The organism is bacterium (genome assembly GCA_037143175.1).
Taxonomy (GTDB): Bacteria; Verrucomicrobiota; Kiritimatiellia; order CAIKKV01; family CAITUY01; genus JAABPW01.
Map to the genome: position 1 here is coordinate 1 of JBAWZF010000073.1, position 10,803 is coordinate 10,803.

The following is a 10,803-nucleotide window of genomic DNA, read 5'->3' on the forward strand; positions in this document are numbered from 1 at the left end:
GGGCGAGTGGTGAAATTGGCAGACACGCAAGACTTAGGATCTTGTGCCGCAAGGCTTGGGGGTTCAAGTCCCCCCCCGCCCATAACCCCTCTATAACGCAGGTTTTATTGGGGTTTTAACTGGTTTATTGGGTTTTATTCGACATGCCCATTTCAGTTCAAGTTTTTTGTGACTGAAGGCGCAATCCCGGAGGTAGAGATTGATCAGGTTCTGGTATGGCATTCCCAACTCAGTCGCGAGTCCCTTGAAGTAGGATACCGTATCCTTATCCAACCGGATGGTAATTGGTTGTTTCAAGCGGCCGATATAGGGATTTTTTCGCCCCTTCATTTTCGAGAAGTCGTAATGTGTTCTCATAATGTCACCTCTGGTAATCTTTTGAATGATCTGGATCGTGAAACCGCACCGCGTTTTCAGTCAATCATCTTTGCCGAACAAGATTGGTTGAATATCCCCATTTCTTCAGGGATCAAATGGATGCGGCAATGATATATCGTTTATCCCACAGCACTTCCTAAATTTCAGACTTCCTGTTATGTTGAGCTCAACATAACAGGAAGTCTGAACATAGTAACCGGACAGGTTGGTCAATTCCCGGATGGCAAAACCATTTTCGTAAACGGTGCTCATCTTGCGCCTGCCTCTATGCTTGCCCATTCCGGTCTACTTTGGTTATATTCATTCCGAAGTGAAAGTAATTGAATCAAGTCTCTCCCCGCCCATTTATAGAAGTAAAAGACGCTATGAGTAAGAAAAACCATCCAGAACACGAGTTGCCTCAGCCCGCTGCGGAAGAGCCCACCCCTGTATTGACGCCTGTTGTCGAACCCGTCGTCGAATCACCGGCCATCGAGCCTAAAGATCAGGAAATTGCCACGCTGAAGGATCGCCTCCTACGCCTGCAAGCTGATTTTGATAACTTCCGCAAGCGCACCCTGCGGGATCGCGAAGACATGTCACGTCGGGCGGCAGAAAAACTTCTTCACGACCTGCTCCCCATCGTGGATCATCTCGAAATGGGTCTGGAAGCAGCCCGCCACCATCACATCAAACATAGCGTCCTCGAGGGCTTTGAAGGCATCCTGAAACAATTTCAAACAAACCTTGAAAAAGCCGGCGTGACCCCAATCGAGACCAAGGATCAGGCTTTTGATCCAAATTACCATGAATGTGTCACCCAAATTGCCTCCGAGGAACACCCTGAAGGCGTCATCATCGACGAGACGCGTAAGGGCTATAAACTCGGCACCTACCTCCTTCGCGCCTCACAAGTGATTGTCTCAACCGGACCGGCGAAGGCCAGCAGTCAGAACTCGGAAGACAGTAACCAGCAGGCAGGCGACAGCGGGCAGTCAACAGAATCCTGATTATTGAATTCTGTCTTCATTACAAACGAGTCAGATCTTCATGCGCTTCATCACGGGGATTGATGTGAATCATCACGTCCCCGATGTTCGGAAACTGGCCAAATAAATGACTTTTAACGCTGGCGGCAATATCATGGGACTGCTTGACCGTCATTAATGGATCCATTTCCAGCTTCAAATCCACAATCACATATTGGCCGGAGCGGCGCCCGCGGATTTCATGAATTCCGGCCACCCCGTCAACACCGGCAGCCGTCCGGCTCATTTCCGCCAACAACTCCGGCGGCAACGAGGCATCCATCAAATCTTCCACTGCAGGACGTAGCGTCTGCCAACCGATCCGAACAATAAACACGGCCGAGAGGGCGGCCGCAAGGGGATCCATAATCCTGAAACCAAGAAAGGCACCCGTCACACCAATGAGTGTGGCGATGGAGGTGATGGCATCCTTGCGATGATCCTTGGCCACAGCCATTACGGAGGGACTTCCAAGGTTACCTGCGATGCACAAAGTATAGCGGCACAGCCCTTCTTTAATGACAATGGTAAGGGCCGCGGCAATGACGGCCATCATGGCGGGGGTCTCAAGCGCATGATTCAAAACCGCATCAGCGGCTTTCCAAACAATCCCAAAACCCGTCGCCAGAATTAACAACCCTACCAAAATGGCGGAAATACTCTCGGCCTTGCCGTGCCCGTAAGGATGCTGCTGATCATAATGCTTTCGCCCCATCCGCAAGGCCACCATAGCCGAGGTGATCGCAAAAAAATCACACATGCTCTCCAGACCATCTGCAAACACCGCCTCAGACTTCCCGAACCAACCAGCCGCCAGCTTCATCACCATCAAAAACGCATTGATCCAGAAGCCGACCCAGATCACGAGCTCCGCCCGATCAAATCTTTCTTTCCGATCACTTTTTTCGTCTCGCTCCATAAACGATCCTTACAAAACAGAATAAGTGGACAGGTTTTATTTCACAGGATAATAGCAGGCATCTTGCCAGCGGTAAAGAGGCCCTAATCCCCCTCTCATCGCAATGATTTGATCCATTGCTGTTCTAGTACATCCAGGGAGGGAATGTCGGATGAATACGTGGCCGTAAGCGCCGCTTCAACTGTCTTTCCGTCACGCAAAGCTTTACAGAAAGAGCCGAAGGAGGTCCCCCCATAAGTACTAATCATAAATCCCACCAAACTGGCAGATTGCGCATAGAATATTGCCACTCGTTGCGAATCGGAATCCTGCCGAATGTCTGCGACCACCAGATCTTTTAACTTAAATCCTTGGCCCGACGCAAAGCCGACCGATTTCCGGCCTTCCTGTTCCCATTGTGCAAACCCCTCGGTCAGCCACAAGGGTACGCGGTCATGGCCAATATAATCGGAGAGGATTAGATGCGACAGTTCATGCGGGAGCAGTGAATTCAAAAAACCACCCCCGCTTTGCTGGTAACTGGCAATCTCGTGCCGGGAATAACTGGCCCGCCCGACAGCCCAGACCGGAGCCTGGCAGGCCTCAGTAAACATCTGGGCCGTCGGGTAGATCAAAATCTTCACCCGGTTATCCCACACCCAGAAATTTTGATACCGCGTAAAACCCAGATCCACTGCAATAGCGGTATAATAAGACTCAGCTTTATCCGAAACACTTTTGGAGAAGGCCTCGTCACCGCGATGCATGACCAGAAAATGCGGGGATCTCATGACCTGCCAATCCGGCAAAGATGACGCCAGCACCGTCCATGGTAGCACGATCAACCCCACCCACAACCAGAAGTTTTTCTTCATTATTCTGATGGTTTCAGAACATTCTCGGAAGGAACATTGGGTATCAACGCCTCATGACTTGGTGTGCATGATATTTTCACCTTTGAAATCTGTACCACCCTGGGGGCGCCGCCATTGAGCTGAACCCGCCCAACTCCTTCACCGTCGTAACTCCAGGGACCCCGCCCTTCAAAGCGCAGGCCAAACGCCTGGATTAATTCCCCATCCGCAAGGCACACCTGAATGCGCCCATCCTTCGTGCGACGGATCCAACCGGCACGACCGATGAAATGGATCGCACTGTCCTTGCCACCGTCTGACGCCGCCGGGGACGTCGGCGTCCACCTTTCGTCCACCACATCGTTATGGAGCCAGACATAGTCGGTGTAGTCCGGCGTGACCACCTTCATGCCGCTGCAACCGCACGACTCAATATGGACGTCTCGCCCGCGTTCCCGGGCAAACAGGATCGTCCGGTAGATGCCGTCGGCCTTGTTGTATAGCCGGAAGTAGTGCTGGGAATGCCGCTTGTCGGGATGGTTCGGAATCAACTCCCCCGTCTCCATCTCGAACTCCGCCGGATGCTGGACATAGGCCAACAGATCGAGGTCGAAGCGGCCTTTCGCCGTGATGCACTGCCCCTCGCGCCGAATATCGGTGCCGGTAAAATGCAGATTGTAGCGGTGCGGTATCCGGCCATACACGCGGTCAAAAAGCACGGTGTAATCGGGTTTAACGAACAGCAGCTGCCGAACCTTCCAGGTCTTCGGGCCAACCGGATTCTTGTCGCCGATATAGAAATACGGCGTCTTGGTGCGATCAATCTTACCGTCCTTGTTTTCAACCTCGGCGAAACTGCGTACCTTGCCCCAGAGTAACTTGAGCGTCACCGGCACCTCACAGCGGGTGTAGTCCAGTGCCGGGGTGAACAGGTGATCTGCCAGGTAGCCGCGCCGCAGGCCATCCTCGTCGGGAATCTCGACCACGTTATGCGCTCCGCCCACACCCACATCCCCCGTATAGGTGCCGTAGTCCATGCACAGCGGCGTGCCTTTGGCGTACCAGTTGAACGCCGTCTCATCGGCCTCGTAATGATCCTTGGCGAAACCGATCTTCTGGAAAAGGTAACTTTCGTCGGGCTGCGTATGCCGATCCCGCAAGGCCACCCCCACTTCGTCCATGACCTCACTCGTGAAGGGTGAGATGTGAGACGTGAAGCGTGAAGCGTGAAGAGGAGCCATCGCGGCCATCACGACCGGATAGTGCTCACCCGGGCGACACTTTTCGGCGCAGAGTTGCCAGATGGCGAGGCAGTCCTTCTTGAGCGGATCGTCATCCTTCAATTCGGCCGCGTAGCACAACAGGTACTCGGCCTGATTCTGCGGCACCACGGCGTTGCCGATGCCCGGCCAGGTGTAGGCGTCGAAGCGTTTGTCATACGGCCCAAAGAAGTGGCAGAGCCAGCCGACAAACCGCCGCACGCGTTCATCGTTGAAATAGTCGAGCCCCCAGCGTTCCTTCACCGCCTTGAAGGTGATGATGAGGTAGGAGAAGGTATAGAGCGCATAGTTGATGGATTCCTCCCACGCCCCGCTCTTACCACAATAGGCGTCGAGCTGGCGATCGATGTCGTCAAGGGCGAAACGCCGCCACATGTTGGCGTCGGGATGATCCTTGAAGACTGCCGACAGGTGCGCCAGAGCGCACATTGGATCACCCTGAAAATTGGGCAGCGAGTTCGTCCACGCCAGCCGGTCCGGCTTGTGTTCGCCGCCGTAGGTGTAGAAGTCTCGGCTCGACTCGGGATGATCCGGATGCAGCATGGTGCGCGAGTGGGGCCAGCGCCCTTCGTCAAGGATACGGCGGGCGGCAAAGGAGAAATAGGCATTTAACTGCCGGACCTGCTCATCGGACAACACCCCATCCCGGCGGAGTTGCTCGTAGCCAAGCAGCATGCCGCGCAGGTAGCGGGAGAAGCCGATCACATTCTTCATGTAATCGTTCTCGCCTGTGCGGTAGCCCTGGAACTGCCGCACCCATCGTTCAAAACGGCCGATCAAGTGGCCATAGAGCGCCTGCGCGTTCTCCGGTGTCGGCTCCAGCAGATAACGATAGCTGGACAAATGCATGCTGCCGTTGGCCTGCATCCAGGCTTCGGGCGACGGCAGAACCTGCCCGAGGCAGGGGTATTCCTGAAGCCGCTGCCGCGCCGCCGCATGGTAATCGCCCACCGCGAACACGCCCGGCGCCGTGGCACAGGAATCATCGAAATTCCCCTCCCCGGCCAGATCCAGATGTTCATCCAGCCTCAACGAATTGAATTCAGCATGCAACCGGTGGAATACGAACCGCCCATCAGCCGAAGTACGGAGTCCGGAATGCGGAGTGGGTCCACTGCCCGCTGCCCACTGCCCACTGCCCACTGCCTGCTGATACCCTTTCTCCACCGCCCCCGCATACAGCAACCAATACCGCTTCCCACTGGCGAGCGAGGAGTGCCATTCCACCGTGCCGCCCTTGTCCAATAACTCGGGCATGTTGGTGACGGGCTCTTCCCACTTGGCACCGTAGAGGCCGAGAATGCCGACCATCCCGCGACTTTCATTGCGCTCGTCGAAGAAGCAGAACCAGCCGCGGTTGTTGGGAATGAAGTATTCGGTCAGGACCGGCATTTGCAGGCGACAGAGCACGTCGCGCGGATGTTCGGCTCCAAGCGGCTCAACGGTGGGCTGACTATCCCCCTCGAAGCTATCGCGGCTGATGATGTGCGTGAACTGCTTCGCAGGATTCAGCGTCCACACCAGTTCCGCATTCATACCCAGGGAGAACGTCTCGCACACCTCGATATACGAGTCGTGCTTGTAACAGCGGAAGTTCAAGGTGTAGCGACGGTTTTCGGCGAACCGATACTGCAGTTCGTAATCGGTGAACAGCGCGCCATCATTCGTCTGCGCCAGGCTCGCCCCTTCGAAAGCCGCCTCGCACCGGATCTCACTGGTCATCGCCCTTCCCGCAAATCCCGCAAACGGCCCGGGAATAGCGGGGGGCAGAGTGGGCAGTGGGCAGTTGACAGTAAACAGTGCTGGAATACGAACTTCCCGGCCAGGCACGCCGACGGCCACACCTTCACGCATTGAAATCTCTATCCTTTTCTGATTTTGCGCACTGCCCACTGCCCACTGCCCACCGCCCACTGTCATCAATTCCTTCTTCTCCCCCTTGGCAAAGCCGAGCTTAACCAGAATCTCCGCGCCATTCCGGGTGACGGCGCCAGTGTACTGAAACTCAGCCGGCCTGCCATTTACGGTCAGACCCATGGCCGTTCCCGGCTTGACCCCGGCAAGATACAACCGGACATACTGCTCCGCCCAGTCGGCAAAGAGAGGACTATTCAAAACGAGTGTATTCATATCATCTATTCCATTCAGTCGATCCATTATTATGATAATAGTTATACGGTCAATTTATGACCAGATCGCCCTTCCGTCAATACAAGAGTGATTAAGTTAGCGACGAAGGATTTCCAACAGCATCCGTTTGGGATCCATGATCTGCACCTGTACGCCGTTTGGCACGGTAATCCGACCTGCCACTCCGCTTTCGGTCCGGCTATACTCCGCCTCAATCAGCCCTCTCGGCGTCGGCACTGTTATCCGCACCTTGCGCAAATCCCCCAGGAACGGATTGACCGCCACCCGGCTCCAGCCCGGCTCCAGCGGGGAGAGACCCGCGATGGTCCGGATCAGGTAGACAACCGGCGACGCGCCCCACGGATGCCCGACACTCGACCACCAGTCGTCGTTGAGCATCGTAAATTCCGGCGTGGTCGTCAGGCCGGCATCCAGGAATGCGCCCCATTGCTGCCGAATCTCCCGGAGCACCGCTTCCCGTTCACCCAGACGGTGCAACACCTCCAGCAGATGGATGTGGAAGAAGACCCCGCAGGGCTGTAACACACCTGACTGCTTCCAGGTCCGTGCCAGAAGTTCCGCCGGGGCCTCGGCGAGGCCCGCCAGAATCGCCAGCAGGTTGACATGCAGGCTGACCTCGGGCGACGGCCGCCCCTCCACCACGCAGTCGGCATAGACCTTGCGGCCTCCATCCCAGTGGTGCTCCCGCAGGGCCGCGGCCAACTTCTGCCCCACCCTGTCGAATTGTCCGGCTTGTTCAAGTTCCCCAGGCGCCCCCCCGCATTCGCGCAATAACCGCGCCGCGGACCGCAGCGCCATCAGGTAGAGCATATTGATCGCGGAGGGAATGCCATCGTGCCGGATCGAGCGCATGTCGCAACCATCGAGCAACCCCGGATGATCCACCCAGTTCCACCCGGTCAGACCTCGCAGACGCAGATCCCCGCCCGCGCCACCCCCGAAGAGACTCTGGAAACCCTCCAGCAGACGCACCACATTGGGAAGCAGTCCGCCGATGAACTCCCGGTCGGCCGTGTGCTGCCAGTGATGCTCCAGTTGAATGGGCCAGAGAATCGTCTGGTCCAGCAACCGGTATTGATCGGGCGGCGTGCGGCAGGGCTGGTTCGGCTGGAAAATCCCGTCCGACATCTGGCCCTGGGCATAAAGCTCGTGCTGCCAGCGGATGATTTCAAGGTTGCTGTATAGATGATAGGCCGCCTGGTTGTGCACAATGTTGTCGCCGATATACAGCAACTGCTCGCGCCATGGACCGTCCATGATGAAATCCTGCGAACCGGCCTCCATGGTGTTCCGGCAGATCTCCCAGATGGCATTCAGCCGCGGCTCGCTACTCTCGAACCGTCCCGTTTCCTCGTAGTCGTAATGACGATAAACCGCCGCTACGCGCCGCAACCGGGCAAAGCCGCCGGGTGCGCGGATGATCACCTCCAGATAGCGGGCAGACTTGTATTGCAGCGCCACGTCCCAGGTTTGCGGCCCGGCACGCAGAATCGCGCGGTCCCGGTACACGGCCGGGAAACGGAGGCCGGGCATGGGACTCAGCCGCTCACTGTAGACCAGTTCGACCTCAACCCCAGCGCTGGCGTCGGCGAACTCGAGCACCGGCAGCATCGTGATGCTCCGGGGGAACTCAAAAACCAAGGCCACAGTCTCGTCGGCCACGCTCAGATCCACCACGCCGTCCGTCCCGAGTCTGCAGAGCCGCCGGGGCTCGATCCGGTCGAGCATCAACTGGTGTTCCCGGTCGGGCTCAAGGCGCCCCTCCGTCCACGGCCCCTCGGGCGATACCGCCCATTCGATACGGTCACCGCCCTCCGGCACTTGCGCCCACCCGAAAGCGAGCGGCAAAATCGGCGCGGCATAGGGCAATTCCGGTTGCTTCGGGAAGGAGCCTTGGATTTCATGGGCATTCCCCGAGGCTTCCAAAACGACTGAGCCATAAATGATGGCCCACTCCATGCGGGGGAACAAAGGCAATTCCTGTTCCTGCCCATCCACCAGCAATCTGGAGCCCAGACGGTATCCATGGAAGAAGTGCAACGGCCGGGGCGATGGCGCCGGGCAAATCCGCCACCAGGCATGGCTTGGCGAGGGCGGGAACGACTGGGCCGCCCAAGCCGGACAATACCCGCCCTGCTCGACGATCCGGGTCGGGACATGGCTCTCCTCGCGCAGCAGCCGGTGCGGCGCGGGAAGGAACCTGGCCGGGGCCTGCCGACAGGGCGAGGCTGGGCGCCAGGCACTGTCATCGTAGGAAGCCAGCAGCCAGTCCGGCTCCTCCCGTCGGAAGTCGCGAAGCTCCTCGTGGCCAATCAAGTCATTATGACGCGGCGCGGGCAGGAATTCGTCCGCCGGGGCAAAGCACCAGCCGGCGACAGTGGACAAATCAACTCCGCCGACATGCCCTTCGGCGCGCAGCCAGACCGGCTGTGGCGGTGGCGTCCCGGGGATATGGATTCCGGGTGCCCCCCAGCTATGCAGCAGCACGCCCACCACATTGCGCCCAACGCGCAGATGCGGCAGGAGGTCAAACTCCAGGTAGCGCCATTCGTCATCATGGCTGTGGACATAGAGCTGGCCCAACGGCACGCCATTGAGCCACACCCGTCCCCATTGCCGCGCCGCTATCCGCAGCCGCCCTTCCGGCGGCAGGGCCTTGAGATCGAACGCGAACCGCCCGCGGGCATACAAACAGCCCGGCGGCAAAACCCCGGACACATCAAGCGTCTCCACCATTACCTGTGCCATCCTATGTCTCCTTAGCCGAAAATCTTGCGCATTTGTTCGGTGTAATAGCAAACGTTTTCAAACTTGGCGTCGGGCGCGATGCGGTGGTCGGGACAGGGAATGTAGCCACCCAACTCAATCAGCGGGCGTAGCCGTTCGATCTCCGCATCCACCGCCGCCTTGTCATGGGCAAAGACCGTCTTGTTCATGCCGCCCACGCCACGCAGTTCCTTGCCATACTGCTTGCGCCATGGCGCGATGCACGCATCCCACGTGCCGACCTCGATCGGGAACATGGTGTTGACGCCGTTCTCGAACCAGATGGGGATCAAGGAGTCAATCCAGCCGTCGCAGTCCAACGAGACGATGTCAATACCGTGCCGTTTGACCAGATCCGTGATGCGCTTGTAATGCGGCCCCACGCACTCGCGGAAGACGTCCGGACTGACCAGCGGCCCGTTCTTGTAGCAGATGTCCTCCCAGAAGTGCGCGAAGTCGAACCCGGCCCCCACTCCGAGCTTCAAGGCCAGTTCGACGTTGCGGTAGCAGGTATCCGCCACCGTATCAATGATCTCGCGGTAGAGCGGCTCGTCGTCCACGTAGAGATAACTCAGCCCCTCAACCCCCAGCACGCTGCGGATATGGCCCATCAGGCTGCCGCAGTGGAGGCCAATCGGGTTATCCCGTTTCTGTGTCTTGAGTTGCTCCAACAAGGCCAGGTCAACCCGCTTCTCCGACCACTGATAGCGCCACTTGTAGTGCTCCTCCCATGACGCGCGGTCTTTCAGAAGGTGGTCAATTTCGGCAGGAATGCTCCCTGCACCGGGGCTCTGCACCGTGACCACCCCATCGCCATCAAGCACATGCCGGCTCCCATCAGGAAATTCGGCAATGACTTTCGCCTCGAAAGCCGGTAGCGGTCCGCCTTTCGTGTAGAACATAGTCTGCCAGTTGAAGTCGAAGCCTAACTTGGTGGTCAACCGGCGCTCGACGTCGTTGCCGTCGCCGGAGCCCTTCACATCGACCGCTGTTAAATGCCCTTCAGCGACCCACTTGTCCAAGGTCTCGCCCCAGAAGCCGAAGTGCACGACAGGCAACCTGTCGTAAGATTGATACCGTAATACCGCCAGAGTCCGTTCCCTATTATTCATCTACATGTCTCCATTCTTGATGCACTAAATTTAATCATATACAAGACATCCCGTCATCTCCAGAACCAAAAGGAAGAGTTCGGTTGTTTAAGCGTATCCGGTTAAGTGTTGCGTTTAAGTGTACGTGCCACACTTTCTCGTACACTTAACCGAATACCCTTAACCGGATACCCTTAACCGATCCACTTACTCGACTCCTCCTGACACTCATACTTCGTCGCTAACTTAATCGCTAACTTTGTCGATTCCAGTCCGACGAAGTTAGCGACTAAGTTAACGACTAAGTTAGTTTGATCACTCCACCATTCCCTCTCCCCTTGAGGGAGAGGGCTAGGGTGAGGGGTTTCCGGTCCCTTG

General features: G+C 57.3%; 7 protein-coding genes and 1 tRNA gene. 2 read left to right on the top strand and 6 right to left on the bottom strand.

Annotated elements, in window-relative coordinates:
• A tRNA-Leu gene (locus WCI03_14235) sits at nucleotides 1–82 on the top strand.
• 8 nt (nucleotides 83–90) lie between these two features.
• Here WCI03_14235 and WCI03_14240 read toward each other — a convergent pair.
• Nucleotides 91–357, bottom strand: coding sequence for a CopG family antitoxin (locus tag WCI03_14240; protein ID MEI8141011.1), 267 nt, complete (start codon nucleotides 355–357; stop codon nucleotides 91–93).
• A gap of 386 nt (nucleotides 358–743) precedes the next feature.
• Here WCI03_14240 and WCI03_14245 point away from each other — a divergent pair, with 386 nt between their 5' ends.
• Nucleotides 744–1,367, top strand: a complete 624-nt coding sequence (locus WCI03_14245; GenBank protein ID MEI8141012.1) for a nucleotide exchange factor GrpE — start codon at nucleotides 744–746, stop codon at nucleotides 1,365–1,367.
• 19 nt (nucleotides 1,368–1,386) lie between these two features.
• Here WCI03_14245 and WCI03_14250 read toward each other — a convergent pair whose 3' ends face one another.
• The 5 genes from WCI03_14250 to WCI03_14270 form a co-directional block, all read right to left on the bottom strand.
• On the bottom strand, nucleotides 1,387–2,304 hold the full coding sequence (locus WCI03_14250) for a cation diffusion facilitator family transporter (protein MEI8141013.1): 918 nt from the start codon (nucleotides 2,302–2,304) through the stop codon (nucleotides 1,387–1,389).
• A gap of 95 nt (nucleotides 2,305–2,399) precedes the next feature.
• Nucleotides 2,400–3,158, bottom strand: a complete 759-nt coding sequence (locus WCI03_14255; protein ID MEI8141014.1) for a hypothetical protein — start codon at nucleotides 3,156–3,158, stop codon at nucleotides 2,400–2,402.
• Nucleotides 3,158–6,547, bottom strand: coding sequence for a hypothetical protein (locus tag WCI03_14260; protein ID MEI8141015.1), 3,390 nt, complete (start codon nucleotides 6,545–6,547; stop codon nucleotides 3,158–3,160). The genes WCI03_14255 and WCI03_14260 overlap by 1 nt, the downstream gene beginning before the upstream one ends.
• A gap of 96 nt (nucleotides 6,548–6,643) precedes the next feature.
• The gene (locus WCI03_14265) at nucleotides 6,644–9,316 is read right to left on the bottom strand and encodes an alpha-L-rhamnosidase C-terminal domain-containing protein (GenBank protein MEI8141016.1); all 2,673 of its coding nucleotides are present in this window, start codon (nucleotides 9,314–9,316) and stop codon (nucleotides 6,644–6,646) included.
• Between the two features lie 11 nt (nucleotides 9,317–9,327).
• On the bottom strand, nucleotides 9,328–10,446 hold the full coding sequence (locus WCI03_14270) for a uroporphyrinogen decarboxylase family protein (protein ID MEI8141017.1): 1,119 nt from the start codon (nucleotides 10,444–10,446) through the stop codon (nucleotides 9,328–9,330).
• Between the last annotated feature and the right edge of the window lie 357 nt (nucleotides 10,447–10,803).

Excerpts from the sequence above, each read along its gene's own strand:
- WCI03_14265 (MEI8141016.1), bottom strand. The coding sequence starts at position 9,316 with ATGGCACAGGTAATGGTGGAGACGCTTGATGTGTCCGGGGTTTTGCCG.
- WCI03_14270 (MEI8141017.1), bottom strand. The coding sequence starts at position 10,446 with ATGAATAATAGGGAACGGACTCTGGCGGTATTACGGTATCAATCTTAC.
- WCI03_14250 (MEI8141013.1), bottom strand. The coding sequence starts at position 2,304 with ATGGAGCGAGACGAAAAAAGTGATCGGAAAGAAAGATTTGATCGGGCG.
- WCI03_14260 (MEI8141015.1), bottom strand. The coding sequence starts at position 6,547 with ATGAATACACTCGTTTTGAATAGTCCTCTCTTTGCCGACTGGGCGGAG.
- WCI03_14245 (MEI8141012.1), top strand. The coding sequence starts at position 744 with ATGAGTAAGAAAAACCATCCAGAACACGAGTTGCCTCAGCCCGCTGCG.
- WCI03_14255 (MEI8141014.1), bottom strand. The coding sequence starts at position 3,158 with ATGAAGAAAAACTTCTGGTTGTGGGTGGGGTTGATCGTGCTACCATGG.
- WCI03_14240 (MEI8141011.1), bottom strand. The coding sequence starts at position 357 with ATGAGAACACATTACGACTTCTCGAAAATGAAGGGGCGAAAAAATCCC.